At 57.6% G+C, this 20,578-nt stretch carries 20 protein-coding genes; 17 read left to right on the top strand and 3 right to left on the bottom strand.

Annotated elements, in window-relative coordinates:
* Positions 1-22 precede the first annotated feature (22 nt).
* The 9 genes from L8V01_RS00385 to L8V01_RS00345 all read left to right on the top strand — a co-directional run bounded on the left by L8V01_RS00385 (position 23) and on the right by L8V01_RS00345 (position 9,922).
* The gene (locus L8V01_RS00385) at positions 23-214 is read left to right on the top strand and encodes a ubiquitin-like protein Pup (protein WP_269945211.1); all 192 of its coding nucleotides are present in this window, start codon (positions 23-25) and stop codon (positions 212-214) included.
* Positions 215-252: 38 nt separating this feature from the next.
* Entirely contained in the window at positions 253-1,632 is a 1,380-nt protein-coding gene (gene pafA, locus L8V01_RS00380) for a Pup--protein ligase (RefSeq protein ID WP_269945875.1), read from the top strand.
* Positions 1,633-1,668: 36 nt separating this feature from the next.
* Entirely contained in the window at positions 1,669-2,637 is a 969-nt protein-coding gene (locus L8V01_RS00375) for a helix-turn-helix transcriptional regulator (protein ID WP_269945210.1), read from the top strand.
* A gap of 20 nt (positions 2,638-2,657) precedes the next feature.
* Positions 2,658-3,614 (top strand): helix-turn-helix transcriptional regulator, encoded by a 957-nt coding sequence (locus tag L8V01_RS00370; protein ID WP_269945209.1) that lies wholly within the window; start codon positions 2,658-2,660, stop codon positions 3,612-3,614.
* A 97-nt stretch (positions 3,615-3,711) separates the two neighbouring features.
* Positions 3,712-3,975, top strand: a complete 264-nt coding sequence (tatA, locus tag L8V01_RS00365) for a Sec-independent protein translocase subunit TatA (protein ID WP_269945208.1) — start codon at positions 3,712-3,714, stop codon at positions 3,973-3,975.
* A 108-nt stretch (positions 3,976-4,083) separates the two neighbouring features.
* Entirely contained in the window at positions 4,084-5,178 is a 1,095-nt protein-coding gene (gene tatC, locus L8V01_RS00360) for a twin-arginine translocase subunit TatC (RefSeq protein ID WP_394371646.1), read from the top strand.
* 21 nt (positions 5,179-5,199) lie between these two features.
* Positions 5,200-8,016 carry a DEAD/DEAH box helicase gene (locus L8V01_RS00355; RefSeq protein WP_269945207.1) on the top strand — a complete coding sequence of 939 codons (2,817 nt, stop codon included), beginning with the start codon at positions 5,200-5,202 and terminating at the stop codon, positions 8,014-8,016.
* 32 nt (positions 8,017-8,048) lie between these two features.
* The gene (locus L8V01_RS00350; protein WP_269945206.1) at positions 8,049-9,176 is read left to right on the top strand and encodes a M24 family metallopeptidase; all 1,128 of its coding nucleotides are present in this window, start codon (positions 8,049-8,051) and stop codon (positions 9,174-9,176) included.
* Positions 9,176-9,922 carry an SDR family oxidoreductase gene (locus L8V01_RS00345; protein ID WP_269945205.1) on the top strand — a complete coding sequence of 249 codons (747 nt, stop codon included), beginning with the start codon at positions 9,176-9,178 and terminating at the stop codon, positions 9,920-9,922. Before L8V01_RS00350 ends, L8V01_RS00345 begins: the two co-directional genes overlap by 1 nt.
* Positions 9,923-9,936: 14 nt before the next feature.
* On the opposite strand, the gene L8V01_RS00340 is transcribed toward L8V01_RS00345, so the two are convergent.
* Entirely contained in the window at positions 9,937-10,722 is a 786-nt protein-coding gene (locus tag L8V01_RS00340; RefSeq protein ID WP_269945204.1) for a precorrin-3B synthase, read from the bottom strand.
* An 85-nt stretch (positions 10,723-10,807) separates the two neighbouring features.
* Here L8V01_RS00340 and L8V01_RS00335 point away from each other — a divergent pair, with 85 nt between their 5' ends.
* From L8V01_RS00335 to L8V01_RS00325, 3 genes are read left to right on the top strand one after another with little or no spacing between them, the layout of a single operon-like run.
* On the top strand, positions 10,808-11,410 hold the full coding sequence (locus tag L8V01_RS00335; RefSeq protein ID WP_269945203.1) for an FxsA family protein: 603 nt from the start codon (positions 10,808-10,810) through the stop codon (positions 11,408-11,410).
* A 2-nt stretch (positions 11,411-11,412) separates the two neighbouring features.
* On the top strand, positions 11,413-12,939 hold the full coding sequence (gene lnt / locus L8V01_RS00330; RefSeq protein ID WP_274707243.1) for an apolipoprotein N-acyltransferase: 1,527 nt from the start codon (positions 11,413-11,415) through the stop codon (positions 12,937-12,939).
* A gap of 5 nt (positions 12,940-12,944) precedes the next feature.
* Entirely contained in the window at positions 12,945-13,838 is an 894-nt protein-coding gene (locus L8V01_RS00325) for a polyprenol monophosphomannose synthase (protein ID WP_269945201.1), read from the top strand.
* 78 nt (positions 13,839-13,916) lie between these two features.
* Here L8V01_RS00325 and L8V01_RS00320 read toward each other — a convergent pair whose 3' ends face one another.
* Entirely contained in the window at positions 13,917-14,300 is a 384-nt protein-coding gene (locus tag L8V01_RS00320; protein ID WP_269945200.1) for an RNA polymerase-binding protein RbpA, read from the bottom strand.
* 130 nt (positions 14,301-14,430) lie between these two features.
* Between L8V01_RS00320 and L8V01_RS00315 the strand changes: the two genes are divergently transcribed.
* The 4 genes from L8V01_RS00315 to L8V01_RS00300 all read left to right on the top strand — a co-directional run bounded on the left by L8V01_RS00315 (position 14,431) and on the right by L8V01_RS00300 (position 17,648).
* Positions 14,431-14,772 (top strand): hypothetical protein, encoded by a 342-nt coding sequence (locus L8V01_RS00315; RefSeq protein WP_269945199.1) that lies wholly within the window; start codon positions 14,431-14,433, stop codon positions 14,770-14,772.
* 3 nt (positions 14,773-14,775) lie between these two features.
* Positions 14,776-15,477 carry a YceI family protein gene (locus L8V01_RS00310; RefSeq protein ID WP_269945198.1) on the top strand — a complete coding sequence of 234 codons (702 nt, stop codon included), beginning with the start codon at positions 14,776-14,778 and terminating at the stop codon, positions 15,475-15,477.
* A gap of 13 nt (positions 15,478-15,490) precedes the next feature.
* Complete coding sequence (locus tag L8V01_RS00305; RefSeq protein WP_269945197.1) at positions 15,491-15,655, top strand: hypothetical protein; 165 nt, start codon at positions 15,491-15,493, stop codon at positions 15,653-15,655.
* A 1,084-nt stretch (positions 15,656-16,739) separates the two neighbouring features.
* Positions 16,740-17,648, top strand: a complete 909-nt coding sequence (locus tag L8V01_RS00300) for a Dyp-type peroxidase (protein ID WP_269945196.1) — start codon at positions 16,740-16,742, stop codon at positions 17,646-17,648.
* Here the strand turns inward: L8V01_RS00300 and L8V01_RS00295 are convergent.
* Entirely contained in the window at positions 17,645-18,958 is a 1,314-nt protein-coding gene (locus L8V01_RS00295) for a class I SAM-dependent methyltransferase (protein WP_269945195.1), read from the bottom strand. The genes L8V01_RS00300 and L8V01_RS00295 overlap by 4 nt on opposite strands.
* A gap of 232 nt (positions 18,959-19,190) precedes the next feature.
* Here L8V01_RS00295 and L8V01_RS00290 point away from each other — a divergent pair, with 232 nt between their 5' ends.
* Complete coding sequence (locus tag L8V01_RS00290; protein WP_269945194.1) at positions 19,191-20,534, top strand: NAD(P)/FAD-dependent oxidoreductase; 1,344 nt, start codon at positions 19,191-19,193, stop codon at positions 20,532-20,534.
* The last annotated feature ends 44 nt before the right edge of the window (positions 20,535-20,578 follow it).

Genomic DNA, 20,578 nt, shown 5'->3' with positions numbered 1-20,578 from the left:
CGAAGGAAAGGACACACACCCTATGTCTACTGACCAGTCCCAGGTCACCGGCGGACACGGCGGCGATGACTCCGCCGGAGAGGAAGAGTTTACCACCACGCAGCTTAGCATCAATACCACCAGCACCGATGAATTGCTCGATGAGATCGATGGGCTGCTAGAAAACAACGCCGAGGAATTCGTGCGCTCTTATGTCCAAAAAGGCGGGCAGTAAGGGTGAGTGACCAGCATCCTGTCTTCGCCCGTCGCATCATGGGCATCGAGACGGAATATGGCTTAACCACCAGCGCGGGCCCAGGAGAACGCGCCCTGAGCCCCGATGAAGTGGCGCGCGTGCTTTTCCGGCCCATCGTCCAAGAGCATTCCTCGTCCAATATTTTTTCTACCAACGCGAGCCGCCTGTACCTCGACGTCGGCTCCCACCCTGAGGTAGCCACCGCCGAGTGCGATAGCTTGAGCCAGCTTCTGGCCTATGAATGCGCCGGCGATGCGATAGTCAACCGGCTGGGCGAACAAGCTGAACAGGCCTTTGCCGCCGAGGGGCACCCGCGCACGGTGTACCTGTTTAAAAACAACGTGGATTCAGCCGGAAATTCCTTTGGCTGCCACGAAAACTACCTCATCAGCCGCCACATGGTGCTCAAGGATGTGGGGCTGGCGCTCCTTCCGTTCCTTATTACCCGCCAGCTCATTTGCGGCACCGGCATGATCCAGCCCGCTAAGGGCGATAAGCCCGCCCAATTCCTGCTCTCGCAGCGGGCAGACCAGGTCTGGGAAGGCGTGTCTTCTGCCACCACCCGCTCGCGTCCCATCATCAATACCCGCGATGAACCGCACGGCGATTCCAAACGCTTCCGCCGCATGCACGTCATCGTGGGTGACTCCACTATGGCCGAGCCCACCATGGCGCTCAAAGTGGGCTCCACTCTGCTCATCTTGGAAATGCTGGAGGCAGGATTTGAGTTGCCGGAGTTCGACATCGAAAAACCCATTCACCATATTCGCGCCATCGCGCGCGATATGACGGGTTTGACCGAACTACCACTCGCAGGAGGGGGATCCGTCACCGCGCTCGAGGTCCAACAGCAACTGTGCCAGCGCGCAACCCAATGGTTGGAAGAACGCGAAGACGCCGGAACTCCCACGGCAGAAATGCGGCGCGTGGTGGATCTCTGGCAGCGCACGCTGCACGCCATTGAGACTCAAGACTTCTCCGGCGTGGACCGAGAAATCGACTGGGTCATTAAATTGGGACTGCTCGAGCGCTACCGCGAACGGCTGGGTGGTCACTGGGGACACCCCAAGCTCGCCCAGATTGATATGACCTATCACGATATCCGGCCGAGCCGCGGGCTCTACCATGTCTTGCTACGCAAGGGCCTTATCGAACGTTGGATCACGGACTCCGAGATCGAACGAGCTATGGACACAGCGCCTGCCACCACCCGTGCTGCGCTGCGCGGCCAGTTTCTTGCCGCTGCCCGTAGCCTCGGGGCCAACGTCACCGTTGACTGGACGCGCCTCAAGGTCAACCGCCCAGAGCCGCGCACCGAAGAGCTCCTAGACCCCTTCGTGGCCGACGATGATCGGGTCGAGGCGTTGCTAGACTATATGCGTCTACACCACAGCTAGAAGCACACGAGCCGCACCAGGGAGACAACACAACACGTGGCAGCACACAACCCCGCGCCGAAACGGCATGATGAGGCGGTAGAAAGACTCACCAACCTCTCTTTCGCGCTACAGGGCGCCGCCAACTCCGGCGGTAGCCCGGACCGCACTGCCTCCTGGATTCGCCGTCATGTAGCAGGATACGGCGATAAGTCAGATGAAGCCTTTGCCAAATCGCTTGCACGAGACATCGCAACCCTCCAGCGCGCCGGGGTGCCCATTGTGCATTCCGGTAGCGAAGACGGTGCGCGTTATCGCCTTGACTCGAGCAGCTACCAGCTTCCTCCGGTGGAGTTTTCCCCTGAGGAGGCCATGGTTCTAGGGATTGCAGGAGGCGTGGGTACCACCGGCGGCTTAAGCGATTTTTCCCTGTCGGGATGGACGAAGATTGCTGCCAGCGGCGCCTCACGCAACCTCGCAGGCGCACCGGTATACACGGCGGTCAATGACATCACTCGACTTGCCCCAGAAATCATCACCGCGGTGCTCGCTGCGGTGCGCAATCAGCTCCGCATTACGTTTTCCTACCGTGCTAATCCGGCTACTGAGCCGGTACGCCGTGTCATGGACCCTTGGGGAGTGGTCAACCGGGACAGTCGCATCTACCTCGTGGGATTCGATGTGGACCGCAACGAACCGCGCGTCTTTCGCGCCCTCCGCGTCTCTGACATCAAGCGCTCGCACGATCCCGCGGAGCACCCCGCTCCAACTGAAGACCTGCAGGTGTTAGTAGAGCGTGCACTGCAGCGAGGGGAAAAAGTCGATGCGCGCCTCGTTATCCCTGACGGGCAGGCACGAGAGCTTTTAGATGCCGGCGAGCAACAACCCGATGGCACTGTGTTGCTGCACAAGGTGGATAAGGATTGGCTCGTGCGGACCGCGGCCGGCTATGCACCAGCGGTACAGGTGCTCGAACCAGCCGGGGTCCGCCAAGAGGTCATCTCCCTTTTACGCAAGGCGTCATAATCGCAGGAGGAAGGCTAGTCATGGCTGACGGATCACTAAAGCTCCAGGCGCTAGTGCGCTCTTTAAACCTGATTCCATACTTCAAAAATCACCCCGACAAGACGCCCATGGAAGCGGCCAAAGATTTGGGTATGGATCCTGGCGAATTGAAAGAAGCCCTCGATCGGCTCTTTTGTTCCGGTACTGGGCGCAATACCGAGGATCTCATTGATCTCACCTTCAGTTATCGCGATGGGGTAACCATTCACAATGATCAAGGCTTGAGCCAGGCTCTGCGCCTTACCCCGACGGAAGCCGGTGCTTTGCTCCTTACCCTGGAGTCCTTGCAGGCGATGCCAGGGCTAATCGACGCCCGCGCGGTCGAATCCGCCGCCACTAAGCTGCGCGGCATCATGGATGAAAAGACAGCCGCCATCTATGAGTCGCTGTCTACTCCCGCCCCTCAAGAGACGGATATCCAGGCGCTTTTGACCCAAGCAGTCAACGAAAGAAAGCGGGTAAGGCTGCGTTACTGGAGCGCATCCTCAAATGCTGAATCCGAGAGGGTGGTGGACCCAGCCCGCATTTTCATCGTCGATTCCGAGCCCTACGTGGCCGCTTGGGAGGAAGCAAAGCAAGCGCATCGCACCTTCCGCATCGACCGCATTAGTAAGGCTCGTATCGTGGAGGAAAAATCCCAGCCGCACCTGAAAGACCTCGACTTTGATGCCTCTTCACCCTTTAATTTGGGCGATGGGGACACCGTGCAACTAGCAATTAACCAAGAATTCACGTGGCTGGCTGAGTATTACGATATGCGCCTGGGTGAAGACTTAGGAAATGGGGAAGTAGCTGCAACGATGCCAATGGGATCAGTGGATTGGCTTATTCGCTTTGCCCTTGGTCAAGCTGATAGGTTGCGGGTAGTGGCTCCTCAATCCGTGGTAAACCTCATTGCGGAGCGAGGAAACACCGCCTTGAGCGGCTATACTCAGTAGCCAGTTACTTGCCCGTTTACTGCGCCCGCCCGCCGGCAGATAAGTTGGCGGTGATGCTTTCCGGCATGCTGGTGCACTAGTTGAAAGAGGTTTCTCCATGAGTATAGGACCTATGGAAATTGGCCTAATCGTTCTTGTCATCGTCTTGTTATTCGGTGCAAAGAAGTTGCCGGAATTGGCACGCTCTATTGGCCGTTCCGCGCGCATCTTCAAGTCTGAGGTCAATGAGATGCATTCCGAGGAAGCCCAGCGTTCTCAGTCTCAGGCGCAGCTGAACCAGAAGCAGCAGTCCGATGAGGAATTCTGGAACCGCCCAGACATGCAGCCGGGCCAGCAGAACAACACCAATACTCAGCAGTAAACGCCCCTAACCTGTCGTCGCGCGAACACCTCTGCAGCGCGCGGATATGCACCCGCAATCCGTGCAGTAGGGAAGTGTTCGCTTCTTTGCGTTGAAAGAGCCACACTGATGTCGTCACAGTCACAGCCTCTATCTCCCCAGAAGGCAAGCAAGAGCGTGAAGGGAAAGCTGCGCTTTTCGCGCAAGCAGAAGAACCCTACCGGGGAGATGACCTTGGTGGAGCACCTGCAGGAGCTGCGCCGTCGCATCATTATTTCCGTGTTAGCGGTTGTTGTCGGGGCCATCATTGGGTTCATTTGGTACCAACGAGCACCATTCGGGCTGTCTCCGTTAGGTGAAATTCTACGAGAGCCGTATTGTGCGCTGCCCCCAGATAAGCGCGCCTCCTTTAGCGCGGACGGCGAGTGCCGTCTATTGGCCACCAGCCCGTTTGAAATGCTCCTATTGCGCCTGAAAGTAGGAGCTTTGGCCGGCACCGTATTGTCCTCGCCGGTGTGGCTGTACCAGGTCTGGGCCTTCGTTGTGCCTGGTCTCCATAAGAACGAGCGCCGCTACACGTTGAGCTTTGTCAGCGCCGCGGTGGGCCTATTCGTTGCCGGTGCCGTGCTGGCCTATTTCATCTTGTCCGTGGGTTTGGAATTCCTCATGGGCATCGGCGCCGAGTATCAAACAGCGGCCCTGACCGGTGAGCGCTACTTCTACTTCCTCTTGGCCCTGCTGCTTATCTTTGGCATCAGCTTTGAAATCCCACTGCTTATCGTGTCCCTGAACCTTATTGGCGTGCTCGAATATGAACACGTCAAAGACAAGCGTCGTATCATCATTGTCGTCGTGATGATTTTTGCCGCCTTTGTCACCCCAGGCCAGGATCCTTTCTCGATGGTGGTACTGGCTGGTTCACTCATCTTGCTCATCGAGATCGCATTCCAGTTCTGCCGCCTCCACGATAAGCGCATGCAGCGCGAACGCCCCGAGTGGATGGATCTCGATGATGAGACTGCTTCGCCGCTTGGCGCTGGACCAGGAGCCATAGGCGGGCCAACCCCTGTCGAGGCGCCGAGCAGAGTAAACCCTTCACCGGGGCCCTCTCAACCCGTTTCACAGCCAGTACAACAGGCACAGCAGCAGCCGCAGCAGACATGGAGCACCGGTGCCAGTGGGACTTCGTCGACCAGCGGCGGCTTTTTCGACGATGTCCTCTAGGCACGGGTAGCCTGGGGAGTCATGACTGAAACTCATCTGGATTCCTTTACCGCAGCCCTGCCATACCCTTTGGATGAGTTCCAGGTAAAGGGCTGCCAAGCCGTGGAGGACGGTCATGGCGTACTGGTTTGCGCGCCGACCGGCGCCGGCAAAACGATCGTGGGCGAATTTGCTGTCTCTTTGGCGCTGAGCCGGGGAACCAAGTGCTTTTATACGACGCCGATTAAAGCCTTGAGTAACCAGAAGTACCACGACTTGGTGGAAGAGCATGGCGAAGAAGCCGTAGGCCTGCTCACCGGTGACGTATCGATCAACCCTGATGCAGAGATCGTCGTCATGACCACAGAGGTGCTGCGCAATATGATTTACGCAGAATCCGCGGCCCTCGATCGCTTGACCCACGTAGTCATGGATGAGATCCACTTTTTGGCTGATGCCTCCCGCGGCGCAGTGTGGGAAGAGGTCATCCTCAACCTCGCGGATCATGTCTCCATCATCGGCCTATCTGCCACAGTGTCCAATTCGGAAGAATTCGGCGATTGGCTTTCTACCGTGCGCGGCGATACCACCGTCATCGTCTCCGAACACCGCCCAGTTCCCCTCGACCAGTGGATGATGCTGGGGCGCAAGATTTATCCGCTCTTCGAGCCAGAATCTGGCGGCCAGGTCAACGCCGAGCTAGAGCGTAGGATCCAGCGCCTTGAGGCCGGCGATACCGACGATGGTCGCGCGGACTATAAGTCTGGCAAGGGCTTTCGCGCGCGTGCGCGTCACAAGGGTGGCGGACGCAGCGAATTCCACGGTAAAGGAAGGGGACGCTCCGGCGCCGCCCGGCAGCAGGATCGCTATCGCCCCTTGGGCCGCCCAGAGGTATTGAAGGTATTGCAATCGCAGGACATGCTTCCGGCGATCACCTTCATCTTCTCCCGTGCAGGCTGCGATGGCGCTCTCTATCAGTGCCTGCGCAGCCGCATGGTGCTTACCTCCCAAGAGGAGGCGCGCCAGATCAAGGACATCGTCGATGCGGGTGTGGAAGGTATCCCTGAAGAAGATCTGCAAGTTCTAGATTTTAAGCGCTGGCGCGAAGCCCTGTCCCGTGGCTTTGCCGCACACCATGCGGGCATGCTGCCCGCCTTCCGGCATATCGTGGAAGACCTATTCGTACGCGGGCTCGTCCGCGCCGTTTTTGCTACTGAAACGCTCGCACTCGGCATCAACATGCCGGCGCGCACCGTGGTGCTAGAAAAGCTCATCAAATTCAATGGTGAGGCGCACGTCGATCTCACCCCAGGCCAGTACACGCAGCTGACGGGCCGCGCAGGACGCCGTGGCATCGATACCTTGGGCAATGCAGTCGTGCAGTGGGCCCCCGCCATGGATCCGCGTCAAGTAGCTGGCCTTGCTTCTACCCGTACGTATCCTCTCATTTCCACTTTTGCACCGGGCTACAATATGGCGATCAATTTGCTGGGCATGCTTGGTTTCGAGGAATCTCTCCGCCTTTTGGAAAAGTCCTTCGCACAGTTCCAAGCCGATGGCTCCGTCGTGGAGGAAACTCGCGAGATTGAACGCGCCGAGCATCGCGTGCGAGAACTGCGCAATCAGCTCGATGATGCCGTGGCGTCGCTTGCTCCGCCTGCTAAGGACGGAGAAGATCCCGCCGAGGTTCTCATGGACTATGTCCGCCTGCGCCGCGAGCTCACAGCGGAAGAAAAGCAATCAAAAATCGATAGTGCCAACCAGCGCAACCAAGAGGTGATTGCGGTACTGGGACGCCTGCAGCTGGGCGATGTTATTGCCATGCCCGGCAAGAAGCGTCCAATTCTCGCCGCGGTTGTTACTCCCGCTAACCAAACCGCGGATCCTCGCCCGTGGATTACCACTGAGTCCGGGTGGTCGGGACGTATCGATGCAGCCGGAATCAATAACCCACCGATCCAAGTCGGTAGCATCAAGATCCCCAAGCCGGTGCGCAAGAACCCGCGCCGCAATACTCGATATGTGCAGGATGTTTTGCACCGCGAACACTTCGACCGGCCCAAGCGCATGAAGTCGCACACCCGCGCTCGGCCAAATAAGCGGGTAGGTCAGTTGCGCGACGCACTGCGTGCTCATCCAGCTCACGATTGGCCGGCTACTGACCGCGAACAGCTGGCGGGCCTGGCACAAAAGCTTGCACGGCGCGAGCGTGATCGGGACAAGCTGCAGTCCAAGGTCAATAAAGCTACGGATACATTGGGCCGCACCTTCGAGCGCATCGTGGACCTCCTCGCAGAAATGGACTACGTAGAATTCACCGGGGTCGGTGCCGATCGCACGCCGGTTATTACCGAAGAAGGCGAGCGCCTTGCCAAAATTCACAGCGAATCCGATCTGCTCGTCGCACAATGCCTCAAGCGCGGAATTTGGGATGAACTCGATCCCGCAGAGCTTGCCGGCGTTGCCTCCCTGTGCTGTTTCGAAAACCGCAATGCCACCAGTGGGCAACCGGAAGCAGCCACCGAGCGCATGGCTGACGCTATGAATGCCACGTGGCGCGTGTACACCGAACTTACCGCTGACGAGCAGCGCCACCGGCTGCCACCTACCCGAGAGCCGGAAGCCGGGTTCACCTTGGCGGTACACCAATGGGCGGCCGGCGCACCCTTGGGCTACTGCATGGCTGCGGCCAATGAAGCCGGCGCCGAGCTCACCCCGGGTGATTTTGTCCGTTGGTGCCGCCAAGTTATCAACTTGCTGCAACAAGTGGCTAAAACGGGGCACGACGGCGAGATTCAACGCAATGCCCGCCGGGCCATCGACGCAATTCAGCGCGGTGTCGTAGCCATTGGTGCCTAATATCCGCGGCGCGGACGAGTAGACTCTGGGGCATGACTGATACTCAGACTTTTTCCGCTGATGTCTACGCCCAGCGTCTGCACGCCGCACAAAAGGCAGCTGCAGACAAGGGCATCGATCTGCTCCTCATTGGCACGGGACCAGACTTTGCCTACCTCACCGGCTCCTGGGTCTCTTCCCACGAACGCCTGACGGTCTTGGTCGTGCCTCAGCAGGGCAATGCATGGATCGTCGCGCCTAATACCGATATCACCGATATCAAGGCTGCACCGGTAGGTGAGCTGGATGTAGAGTTGCGTGGCTGGAATGACGGAGAAAATCCTTATGAGCTTGCACTGCGTGGCGCAGGCGACGGACTAGGCAAGGTAGCGCTGGGACAGTCGCTGACTGCAGATCACGTGCTGCGTTTCCAAGATCTGCTCCCACACGCCAGCTATGAACTGGCCACTTACGCACTGGCCGAACTCTTTACCCGCAAAGACGAGGCTGAGATTGCTGAGCTGCGCAAGGCCGGGCAGGCTATCGACGCGGTCCACGCGCAGGTTCCACAGCTTTTGCAGGCCGGCCGCACCGAAGCCGAGGTGGCCCACGAACTGGAAAAGCTCATCCTGCAGGAGCACTCTGTTATCGATTTCGTCATCGTCGGATCGGGCCCGAATGGCGCCAACCCGCACCATAGCTTTTCGGATCGCGAGTTGGCTGAGGGCGAGCCAGTCGTCGTCGATATCGGAGGCACTTTGCCTTCCAGCTACCACTCCGATTGCACCCGCACCTACGTAGTGGGCGGGGATATTTCCACGGCCCCGCAGGATTTTCAGGATGCCTACGCCGTGCTTGCCGACGCCCAAGCTGCCGCTCGCGCAGCATCCCACCCCGGCAGCACCGCCGCAGACATCGATGCCATTGCCCGCCAGGCGATCTCGGCAGCCGGATGGGGCGACTACTTTGTCCACCGCACCGGACATGGCATCGGCCTGTCCACGCACGAGGAGCCCTTCATTATGGAAGGCAACGATCTCGCCTTGGAAGAGGGCATGGCCTTTTCCATTGAGCCGGGTATCTACTTGGAAGGCAAGTGGGGCATGCGTTTGGAAGACATCGTGGTCCTTACCAACGATGGCTACGAGTCCCTGAACCAAGCTCCGCGTGACGTCCGTTAATGGCTGGCGTACTAATTCTGGGAGGCCGCAGCGATATCGGCGGAGAAATCGCTAGGAGAGTAGCCCCAGGCCAAGATATTGTGCTCGCCGCTCGTGGCACCCACGGAATGGAGGGCATGGAAGGCCAGCTCAGGGCGGCAGGTGCGCGCAGCGTGCATCTGCTCGATTTCGACGCCGCAGATTTTCCGTCCCACGCCGGTGTGGTCGATCGCGCCATAGAGTTAGCAGGCCCCCTTGAGCTTGCTGTCGTCGCCTTTGGCATCCTGGGCGATCAGCAGCGGGCGGAACGCGATGCTTTCCACGCGGTCGACATCGCCACAATCGATTATGCCGCGCAGATTTCACTGCTTACGCTGGTTTCCCAGCGAATGGACCGCGGCCATATCGTCGCCTTTTCCTCGATTGCAGGCTGGAGGGCTCGCCGGGCAAACTACGTGTACGGATCTACCAAGGCCGGTCTTGATGCCTTTTGTCAGGGGCTGGCGGACAAGCTGCACGGCAGCCAGGTAGGCCTTATTACCGCGCGCCCTGGCTTTGTCATCGGCAGCATAACGGAAGGAATGAAGCCGGCGCCGCTTTCTGTGCGTCCGGCAGATGTGGCCGAGGCCGTTGTCGGTTGTATTTCCCGCGATGCACAGCGCGGTAAGCCGCGTTCGCACACCATATGGATTCCTCGGGCTCTGCAGGGCCTCGCGTGGGTCATGCGGCTTGTACCGCGCCCAATATGGCGGCACATGCCGCGCTAGATCCTGCGTTCTTTTTACTCTGCGCGCAGCAGGGGAGAGTTGATATCGAAGATGAATCCGCGTGGGGCGAGTACTCGCAGTACCACTTCGGCGTCGCCCTCGGCAATATTGTGAAAGACTAATCCGCCCCATGGGGTGACGGTGATGTCTACCTCTAACTGGCCGATGAGCTGCGCAAACTCGGCAGGGATGGCGCCGCGGTGCACGCCGGCACCCAGATCAACGATGCCGGCAGGCAAATGCTGATCTAGCCAGCCAATAGGGCCTGGTTCTGCCAGGTCGGAGGCATTATGCTCTAGGGATTCGGCGCCTTGGAGCGCCTCCTCATAGTGGTGGGCAGCAGCCTGTGGAGTCAGTGTGGCAGAGGGGGCGTCGCCAAGCGGGGAACGCTCAAGGCGCAGGGCTCCGTCCCCGTCGATGCTAAGGCTGACTGCAGCCGCGCCGGTCGGTACGTCATCGTGGGCAATGACGGCAATCCCGGGACCGCCTTCCGCCGCTTCCAGCTCAGCCGCGATGTTCTGGGCCGTTTGCTTGGCCTCCGCCGACAAAGGCGAAGCCAGCACCGGCATCGCCGTTGCGCGCAATTGCAATTCCTGGAGCTGCTGATTGAGTGCCTCCGCATCCTTAATGCCGCGCAACTCGATTGCGGAGAACCGGTCGATGTAGACATACCCATCCGCAACAGCACTGGCGCACTGCGCCAAAGTGACCCAATCCTGGGCGTGGGTGCTGCCGCCGGCAACGTGGATGCGGATGCACGTGCCGTACTGGGGGTCTTCAAAAAGCGCAGGAGTAAACATGCGCACTAGTCTAACCTGCCGCGGTTGCACCTTCGCGCATGAGTGTTGCCAGCACTTTATCAGTCTGCCTCGTTAGACTGAGGCCATGCCGTTTATGTATTTTGCTCTCTACATGGTCGCAGAGACCCTGACTTTTTGGGCCGTCTCAAAATGGATCGGCGTTGGCTGGGCGCTTATCGCACTCTTTGTCACCATGTTCTTCGGAATGTCCATCGCTGGCATTGAAGTGCGCCGCTTGATGGGAAAGCAGGTCGAACGCACAGGGGACGGTACATACGTCGTACGCGGCGGCAATGTGGGCAAGACCGCCAGCAATGTGGGCCTTACCTTGGTGGGCGGCATGTTGCTTTCTTTGCCGGGCTTCTTGACGACGATCCTCGGGGCCCTCTTGATCTTCTCGCCGACCCGCGCTGTCTTCCGCACGATGATGGCGGCCTCCTTGTACCGCAAGATCGAAAACATGGGCGTTAAGATCTACGAGGCCACCCCAATGGCGCAGCAGCACGATTCTTATGGCGACTTTGGCTCCTTTGGTCGTGGACAAGCAACACAAAGTGGGCACCCCAGCACGCAGGATGCTGGCCCGCATGAAGTGTTGGATGAGGAAGAGATCCGCCGTTGGAGCGAGAACCTGGATCCAGATGACTTCAGACCCTCCGGTGGCGACTCCAAAGGCGGAAAGAGCTAGTGATGGTGACTCTTGCCCGCCTCGCTGTGGCGGGCCTTTCTGGTCTGCTCACGTATGCCGCCATAGAGCCCCGTAGCTGGTGGTGGGCTGCCATTGTGGGCGTGGGCTTGCTGTACGCGAGCATGCTGCCGTGGGGAACTAGGCACGTTTCCGCCCGTGTGGGCGCGCTTCTTGCAGTAACACATTCGCTCGTGCTGTATCTGCTCACACTGCCCTGGATCGGCGAGCTGGTGGGCAGCGGTCCATACATCGCTTTGGCTATATGGCTTTCGGTATACGCCATTGTGCTGGGCCTTGGCGGCGCGGCAGTAGCGCGGTGGAAATACGGTTTTATTGCCTTCCCGTTCTTCTACCTCGCGGTGGAGGTGCTGCGTTCTTCGGTACCTTTCGGCGGTTTCTCTTGGGTGAAATTGGCTTGGGGACAAATCGACGGACCGCTAGCCAACCTGGCTCCGTGGGGTGGAACCTCGCTCATTACCGCAGCCACGGTCCTGTGCGGCTGCGGTCTCGCTGCGCTGCTGATTCAACGCGGATGGAAGGCCAAGAGCGCCGCACTCTTAGCAGCTATCCTTCCCCTTGCAAGCGCAACGGTGGCAGGTCTGGGAATCAACCGAGACGATTCCACTGTCGGGAAAGCAAAGGTTGCCGCCATCCAAGGCAACGTACCTCGCATGGGCCTAGACTTTGCCGGGCAACGCCAGGCGGTCCTCAACAACCACGTGGCCGAAACAAAGAAGCTGGCCGCACGCGAAAAGGACATTGACCTAGTCATCTGGCCCGAAAACTCCTCTGATATCAACCCATTCCGTGACGGCACGGCAGCCGCGGCGATCAGCGGCGCCGTCGATGCGATAGACGCACCTGTTTTGGTTGGCACCGCCACGCGGGATGAGGTGGGCGCCCGCAACACCATGCAGGTCTTTGCCCCTGGCCACACAGTAGGAGACCACCACTATAAAAAGTACCTGCAACCATTCGGTGAGACCATGCCCATGCGGGATTTCTTTGCCAAATTTTCCGACTATGTGAACCTAGCTGGCAACTTCAAACCCGGTGATGGTCCAGGCGTGGTATCCATGGCGGGCGTGCCGGTGGGCGTGGCTACTTGCTACGAAGTTTCCTTCGATAATGCCTTTAGGGACTCGGTGAAAAATGGGGCGCAACTGCTGACGACGCCTACCAACAACGCGACTTTTGGCCACTCCGATATGACCTATCAGCAATTGGCGATGAGCCGGCTGCGTGCGATGGAGACCGACCGCGCCGTAGTAGTGGCGGCAACCTCTGGAGTATCCGCCATCGTTCACCCTGATGGCCACGTTAGCCAGTCTTCGGAAATTTTCACTCCGGCCGCACTAGTAGAGCAGCTACCATTGCGCAACGGCGAGACCTTTTCGGTCAGGTTTGGTTCGCCCCTGCAATGGCTGATGGTTATTATTGGTACAGTCTGCGCACTGGTAGCTTTGCGCACAAACCGCCTGCGACGCACCCCGCGCCGCTCCGGCACAGAGACATACGTAGGAGCATAAACACTGTGAGCACGCTTGAATCCTCGACCTTGGTCATCATCCCGACCTATAACGAGATAGAGAATCTTCCCCTCATTACCGGACGCGTTAGGGAGGCCGTCCCAGAGGTCCAAATCCTCATCGTGGACGATAACTCTCCCGACGGCACCGGTGACAAGGCCGATGAATTTGCAGCGCAAGACGACCACATCCACGTTCTTCACCGCGAGGGCAAGGGCGGCCTGTTGGGCGCCTATATCGCCGGCTTTGAGTGGGGATTGGAGCGCGACTACCAGGTGCTGTGTGAAATGGATGCAGATGGCTCCCACGCACCGGAACAGCTGCACCTGCTGCTGGAAGAGGTAGACAAGGGTGCGGACCTGGTTATCGGCTCCCGTTACATCCCTGGCGGCGAGACCGTCAACTGGCCGGCCTCCCGCGAGTACCTTTCCCGCTTGGGCAATATCTACATCTCCGTAGCGCTGGGCGCTGGGCTATCCGATATGACCGCCGGTTACCGTGCCTTCCGCCGCGAGCTTTTGGAATCCATCGATTTCGATGAGTTGTCCAAGGCGGGCTACATCTTCCAGGTGGACTTGGCTTTCCGCGCGGTTAAGGCTGGCTTCGACGTCCGCGAGGTTCCCATTACCTTTACCGAGCGCGAATACGGCGAGTCCAAGCTCGATGGCTCCTTCGTCAAAGATTCTCTGCTCGAGGTGACTAAGTGGGGCGTAGCCCACCGAGCTGAGCAGCTGCAGGACTTCGGCGGCGCTGTATCGAAGTTGGTCAACCGCGAGGTCAAGGATGGCTCCATTCACGATCTGGGCGTGCAAGTCCGCAAAGGTGCCAGCTGGATTTCGGACTTCGCCGAAGAGATCGGTCATTTGGCTAAGCACCAGATTGCGCAGCTGAAAAAGTAGCCCGCGCAGTAACGAAAAGCCCGTACTCCTTAACTAAAAAGCTAAGGGGTACGGGCTTAATTCATGCCGCGGAAAACTCTAGGAGTTCTTCTGCTGCTGTTCCTGTTGCTCCTTCAAAAGGCGTGCTGCGGAACGGCGGCGGGAGCGCAGGTGGTTAATGCGCTCTTCTAGAAGCTCGTCTAACTCCTCGATGGAGCGGCGCTCACGCAGCATGTCCCAGTGGGTGCGCGGGGGCTTGGCTGGCTTAGACTCAACGCCCTCGCCCTCTACCAGGTGGCCCAGCTTGCCGTTCTTGCACATCCATTCTTCAGGGATTTCAGCATCATCCGCAAAAGGTACCTCATAAATCTCGCCGTCATCGGTGCGGTACTTCACCATCTGGCGCGGTGCGAGGTCGTGGTCGCGGTCGGTTTCGTAGCTGACTGCGCCCATACGGCTGCCACGGAGTACGCGATCTGCCATGCAACATCATCCTTTTCAAAGAGATCCCTGATTGATTGCGAAGCAAAACTTCGCCTAAGAGCTACTAATTATAACGAACACCCACGGGCCTTTGTTCCCAGCCCGCCCAAAATGAACTAAAGTATATCGGGTGATCCGTACAGCTAGTCGTGAACGCAACGTCGGTTCCTGCCAATGGTGTGGGAAGGACATTGACCAAGGCGGTAGGGGACGGCCACGCAAATTCTGCAGCGCCTCCTGTAAGCAGCGCGCTTATGAACAGAGGAATAACGTCAGCGGCACGGGAATTCCTGCCAATGCCGTAATCCTTACTCCAGAAAAGGCAGAGAGTTTGCGTGACGGACTTTTTGAACTACGTTGTTCCGCAGAGGACATTAATACCGCCGCGGAGGAAGGTGCCAGCGCACAAGAGCTTAGCGGTTTGTGCGAAGAGCTCGTAACGCTAGCCCGACGCCTAGAAGGACTTCGATAGTAGATGAAAAAGCTTTTTTATAACCGAAAGCTCGTCATCACCATCTTTGTGGTGCTGATCGTATTGCTCACCGCCGTGGCTATTGGCCCTATGGTGTATTCGCTCCTGAAAGGCACAGGCGTGAAGACTGAAGCAGTCTCCGCAGATGGTGCCAAGTCCGCCTCAACGGAGCTGGACGGGTCATGGCAGGTAGCCAAGGGGCGTGCCGATAACCATACTTCGGTAGGCTTTACCTTTAATGAGGTCCTACCTGCGGAAAAGACCACCACATCGGGTTCAACCACCGAGGTTACCGGCCAGGCAGATATTTCTGATTACACACTCAAAAATGCCATGGTCACTGTCGATATGGATGAGCTGACTACGGATAAGAAGGTCCGCGATAAGAATATGAAGTCCAAGCTCTTTGAGACCCAGCTTTTCCCGGAGTCTTCCTTTGAGCTTACAAAGCCAGCTTCGCTTGCCGACGTCCCCGATGACGGCACCATTGGCAAGGTTGAGCTCACCGGCGATCTGACGATCAAGGATAAGACGCACGAGATCACTCAGGATTTTGACGTCCTTCGCGATGGAGACCAGATCGTCATCGGCGGCACCGTGCCAGTTGATCGCCTTGATTACGGCGTAGAGACCCCAGAGATGCTTGCCGCCAAGGTAGAAGAAAAAGGCGAGGTTAATCTCCGCATTTCCTTTGAGAAGAACTAGCGAGGACTAGGCTGTGAATACCCGTCAGATTATCCCGTTCATGTGGCTGCGTCTCGTCGTAGTCATCGGCTTCACGATTTTCGTAGCCGCTCAACACATGTGGGTCATCGCAGCGATTTCGGTTATCTTGGCGCTGTTGACTATCTGGCAGCTGTGGAGCGCGTACCGTAATCGCTAAATGTGGTATTCATGGCGTGGGAGAATTTCCCGAATAACGTCAGTGTGACGTTAAAAGGTGGTGCAGTTACCCCCACCGGTAGGGCATATTTTTGACCCATATCGACCCATTCGGTCACCAAGCAGAGCGAAGCTACAGTCGGTAGGCCGCGGGATAGCGAAACCCTTAAAGTCTGGCGACACTCGGCATTCCAAATATGACCCCGGACAGCTGAGCCGGTAATCCGCGCCTAGGCCCAAAGCTGGCGGACCGTCGGATAGCGCGGCAGAGACCGCGAGGCGTCGCGAAGCAACGCACAACGTCATTTAGAAACTGGTGGGAATTGGGCCGTGGTTCAGAAACAATATCTGCAAAGCCTGACTCTAAGCGGAAGTCTGTAATGGTGGGAAGGCAATAAACCCAGATATGAGTATTTGTCCGATAATGTACATTATGTCATATTAAGTAGGGGTGGCATTCTCCCCTTTTAGTTCCTGCCTCCATACATTGATACCTGCACCTCGCATCTTCCGGTCGCTCCTGAAAACACGCGCCCGAATGACGCTTTCCAGATGTGCCATTCCTTCACGAAAATTGAGCTCGCATCATTTCTCATACGACGGATGACTTCTTTCTCGGCTTGACCTCTCGTAGTACACGCGGCCTTAAGCTCTGGATCGAATTCAGCGCTCGACGGGTCCGATCCCTGCGCGTGTCCACCGCTAAATACGAGGTAAACCACTTCCGGATGGTGTACTTCATCCAGTGGACCTTTCCACCCACGCAGGCGTGCTTCTTCAGTCCAACAGGTTACCCCCGAGCGGTCTACGCATTGCCCCATCGCTTTTTCTTGGGCACGCGTCAGCGCAACTCCTGCAAATGACTCATCATATGAATCGTCTTTCCTCGCAAACAATACAAAGATCCGCGCGGTGCTTTTTCTTCTGCTTTTCCGTATCCATGTCCGCATCTTCTCACCCGGCTATCGGTTAGTTTTCAACCAAAATGCACACTAGCTCATATAGAGGCCAAGATGGTCTCTATCAGGGGCGATTCCAAGCCGGCGAACGGGCCTGATTACCGCAGGGTGGGTAAAATCGATGTTATGACGATTCAGCATGTAATAGATAAGCCCTCCCGCGCAGCGCTTTTCCTAGTCCTAGAGATCAAGGACGGCGGCGAGCAAGCCACCCGTGACATGCTCACGGGGTTCGCCGGGCTTTTCAAGTCCGTGAACTTCCGCTATAACGAAGGTGAGCTTTATACCGTAGTTGGCATCGGAGCCTCCATGTGGCCGCGTTTGACCAGCGCGCCCCTTCCTGATCGGCTGAAGGAATTCGAGGCAATTGACGCAGCACATAATGCTCCCGCAACTCCAGGTGATATCCTGTTCCACTTCCGGGCTAATAGCTACGATCTCTGCCACGAAATGGCCCGCCAGGTTCTAGACCAACTGGGTGATGCCGCAACCGTTATCGACGAGACCCACGGCTTTAAGTACCTTGACCAGCGCGACTTACTAGGCTTTGTGGATGGTATTGCCAATCCCTTGGCAGAAGAAGCCTTGGATACCGTCTTGCTTGACGATGACGCCGACTACCCCCGCGGCTCCTATGTCACCGTTCAAAAATATATCCATGACCTCGCCAAGTGGAATGAGTTGAGCACTGAAGAACAAGAGAAGGTCATCGGACGCACCAAAGCCGACGATATCGAATTGGACGATGACACTAAGCCATCAAATTCCCACGTCGCACTCAATGACTTAGAGGAAGATATCTACCGCGAGAACATGGTCTTTGGTTCTTTCTCTGCTGGTGAAATGGGCACCTACTTCATTGGCTATGCCAAGGATCCTGAAAACGTAATGGAGCGCCTGCGCAATATGTTCATTGGCAAGCCAGAAGGAAACTACGATCGTATTCTCGACTTTTCCACGGCCCTTACAGGCACCAATTTCTTTGTGCCAAGCGCGGAGCTGATGAAGAACTTCGACGAGCTGCCACCCGCCTAACGCCGTCCCCCACGGTTGCGGTGAGCCAACCCGAACTGGACCGCATCAATCATGCCAAGCGTCATAAGCGCCTCACGGAGAGCAAATTGGAAGGTCCACAAGCGGCGGAATACTGGGTCGAAACCAGCCGCCGCAGCCTCGCGGAGGTGCCCATCAAAAAAGGATCTCTGCTGGCGCAATGATTCTAGGTAATGGGTGCCTACGTGAGTCTCGGACACGATGCGCAGGTTGGAGTTCTTATCCACCAGTTGGTGCAAATCGGTGGTAAGTGGATAGTCCAAGCCCGGCCAAACATATGCTCGCAGAGCCTGCAGTGAGGCCCTACCGGCTTCGGTCATGGAGTCAGTTGCCACGATGGACTGTATTGCTGCCCGTCCGTTCGGGGTCAAAAACCGATCAACAGCACGGATGTATCCTTTGCGCTCAGTTGGCCCTAGTTGCTCTACTTTCTCCACGGTGACAATTGCGTCATAGTGCCCGTGCCATTGCTTAGGATCTGGGACCACTCCGGGAATGCGTTCGACGTGAATGGAGTCATCTGCTCCCTCGAGTACGAGTGCCTCCCGCATTTGACTTATCTGGTCTACGTCGCTGGTTAAAACGTCCACAGTCGCGCGCCGCTTAGTTGCGCGCATGGCAGGCTGCATGCCGGCAGCCGGATAGACCAACAGGTGGGTTCCGGCACCAGTTCGGGTGGCATCAAGTAACCAATCGGCCGCGCGCCGTTGCGCATCGCCCAAGTCGTCCCTATCTACGCTGGTGGGCTCGCTTAACGTAGTGACATCTACAAAATGGCTTTTGGGCTCTTTACGGCCAGCTTTTGGGCTGTAGCTTTCTACCGTTTCTCTAATGGTAGTAGGTACACCACTGGAAAAGATTCCTCCGGCGTGGCTCAAACCATCACCAGAATATAGACGCACCAAATCAAGCGGCAGCTCCCCTGGCTCCGAGTCGCTAACCCCAAGCATCTTTGCCTTGGGGAGGTAGCTTGCTCCTAAAAGTCGCCCCAGAACCTTAACTAACTGCGTCGAAGAGCTGACGGTCCACTCTCCCGCCATGAAGCTTTCCGCAAATCCCAGCCAACCGCTAGCGGCGATCCGCTCGAACAGGGCATCATGGCCCACCTTGAGATCGGGCCCGCCTTCCGCATCTAGATCCAGTTCTAGGCCTGCATCGTCGCAGGCCTTAGCAAACTCAGCCTCTGCCCTGCGAGCCTTCATACCAGGCCAACGAGACGCAGGGACCGTTGCCACGTTCGGCCAGGAATCAGCATCAATGGAGCTCAAATGCTCGGGGCGGGTAAAAGTCATAATGCCAGGTGCACTCCTTGGTGAGCGGAAGAAGTCACTATCCGGAATAACTTTAGTCAGCTATGCGAGCCTAGAGGTTTAGGCACTCCGCTAACGCAGACTTGTTCCGTCCTCATCAGCCAAGTGCGTCTAACGCAAGTTAATCACTATTAAGTATGCGCGTTCTGTTTGAAGTGTTTAGACTGTATGGGTACTAAACATTAGCTTTCTTAAGGAAGGTCGCATTAATTCCATGACTGATACCCCTTATCGCCCCAACGGTGGCCGCCACCACGTCGTCGTGGTTGGTGCCGGCTTCGGTGGTCTTAACACTGTTCAGAGGCTGAAGAACGCCGATGTGGAAATCACCCTCATCGATAAGAAGAACCACCACCTGTTCCAGCCGATGCTCTACCAGGTAGCAACCGGCATGATTTCCACCGGTGAGGTTGCCCCTTCTACCCGCCAGTTGTTGCGCGATCAGGACAACGTCCACTTCGTTAACGCCGAGGTTACTGACATCAACCTAGCGGATCAGACGGTTACCGCTGAGCAGGACGAGTTCTCCCGTACCTATGCTTATGACTCCCTGGTTGTAGCCGCGGGTTCCGGTCAGTCTTACTTCGGCAACGACCACTTCGCCGAGTTCGCCCCTGGCATGAAGACCTTGGACGATGCCTTGGAGCTGCGTTCTCGCATCATCTCGGCGTTTGAAAAGGCTGAGCTTACCGACGACCCCGCGGAACGCGAGCGCCTGCTCACCTTCATCATCGTTGGTGCTGGCCCAACTGGTGTTGAGCTCACCGGCCAGATCGCCGAGCTGGCAAACCGTACCCTCAACGATGTTTACTCCAACTACGGCACCACCTCCGCCAAGATCTACCTGCTCGATGGCGCCCCACAGGTACTGCCGCCATTCGGCAAGCGTTTGGGCCGCAAGGCTCAGCGCACCTTGGAAAAGGAAGGCGTACAGGTTCACCTCAACGCCATGGTGACCGACGTAACCGCGGATACCGTCACCTACAAGGACATGAAGACTGAGGAAGAGACCACCCTAACCGGCGCTACCAAGATCTGGTCCGCCGGTGTGGCCGCTTCCCCACTGGGCAAGCTGGTTGCCGATCAGGCTGGCGTCGAGGCAGACCGCGCGGGTCGCGTCTCCGTGAACGAGGATCTTACCGTGGGCGAGCACAATAACGTCTACATGGTCGGCGATATGATTTCGCTCAACCGTCTGCCGGGTCTGGCACAGGTTGCAATCCAGGGCGGCGCGCACGTCGCTAAGCTCATCGAGGCCAAGGTGGATGAGGAGTCCACCGCAAACGAGAAGGAAGCCTTCGACTACTTTGACAAGGGCTCCATGGCCATCGTCAAGCGCTTCAACGCCGTCGTCAAGCTGGGCAAGACAGAATTCGGTGGTTTCGCAGGCTGGATGGCTTGGCTGGGCCTGCACCTGACCTACGTTATTGGTCTGCGCAGCCGTTTGGCAGTCCTGGTTAACTGGGCAACCAATATTCTCTCCCGCGATCGCGGCAACTTGGAGATCACCACCCAGCAGCGCATCGCACGCAATATCATCAACAAGCACGAGAAGTAGTACCTCCTCGCTCGCATCGCCGCCCACCTGCCCCAAGGCAAGGC

Source organism: Corynebacterium curieae (assembly GCF_027570035.1).
In the GTDB taxonomy this organism is placed as follows: Bacteria; Actinomycetota; Actinomycetes; order Mycobacteriales; family Mycobacteriaceae; genus Corynebacterium; species Corynebacterium curieae.
Note: the sequence above shows the minus strand (reverse complement) of the source record. Positions and strands in the feature narration are given on the sequence as shown.

Bases quoted from the DNA above. Each gene is read 5' to 3' on its own strand.
- L8V01_RS00385 (WP_269945211.1), top strand. From the start codon at position 23: ATGTCTACTGACCAGTCCCAGGTCACCGGCGGACACGGCGGCGATGAC.
- pafA (WP_269945875.1), top strand. From the start codon at position 253: ATGGGCATCGAGACGGAATATGGCTTAACCACCAGCGCGGGCCCAGGA.
- L8V01_RS00370 (WP_269945209.1), top strand. From the start codon at position 2,658: ATGGCTGACGGATCACTAAAGCTCCAGGCGCTAGTGCGCTCTTTAAAC.
- tatA (WP_269945208.1), top strand. From the start codon at position 3,712: ATGAGTATAGGACCTATGGAAATTGGCCTAATCGTTCTTGTCATCGTC.
- tatC (WP_394371646.1), top strand. From the start codon at position 4,084: ATGTCGTCACAGTCACAGCCTCTATCTCCCCAGAAGGCAAGCAAGAGC.
- L8V01_RS00355 (WP_269945207.1), top strand. From the start codon at position 5,200: ATGACTGAAACTCATCTGGATTCCTTTACCGCAGCCCTGCCATACCCT.
- L8V01_RS00350 (WP_269945206.1), top strand. From the start codon at position 8,049: ATGACTGATACTCAGACTTTTTCCGCTGATGTCTACGCCCAGCGTCTG.
- L8V01_RS00345 (WP_269945205.1), top strand. From the start codon at position 9,176: ATGGCTGGCGTACTAATTCTGGGAGGCCGCAGCGATATCGGCGGAGAA.
- L8V01_RS00340 (WP_269945204.1), bottom strand. From the start codon at position 10,722: ATGTTTACTCCTGCGCTTTTTGAAGACCCCCAGTACGGCACGTGCATC.
- L8V01_RS00335 (WP_269945203.1), top strand. From the start codon at position 10,808: ATGCCGTTTATGTATTTTGCTCTCTACATGGTCGCAGAGACCCTGACT.
- lnt (WP_274707243.1), top strand. From the start codon at position 11,413: ATGGTGACTCTTGCCCGCCTCGCTGTGGCGGGCCTTTCTGGTCTGCTC.
- L8V01_RS00320 (WP_269945200.1), bottom strand. From the start codon at position 14,300: ATGGCAGATCGCGTACTCCGTGGCAGCCGTATGGGCGCAGTCAGCTAC.
- L8V01_RS00310 (WP_269945198.1), top strand. From the start codon at position 14,776: ATGAAAAAGCTTTTTTATAACCGAAAGCTCGTCATCACCATCTTTGTG.
- L8V01_RS00300 (WP_269945196.1), top strand. From the start codon at position 16,740: ATGACGATTCAGCATGTAATAGATAAGCCCTCCCGCGCAGCGCTTTTC.
- L8V01_RS00295 (WP_269945195.1), bottom strand. From the start codon at position 18,958: ATGACTTTTACCCGCCCCGAGCATTTGAGCTCCATTGATGCTGATTCC.
- L8V01_RS00290 (WP_269945194.1), top strand. From the start codon at position 19,191: ATGACTGATACCCCTTATCGCCCCAACGGTGGCCGCCACCACGTCGTC.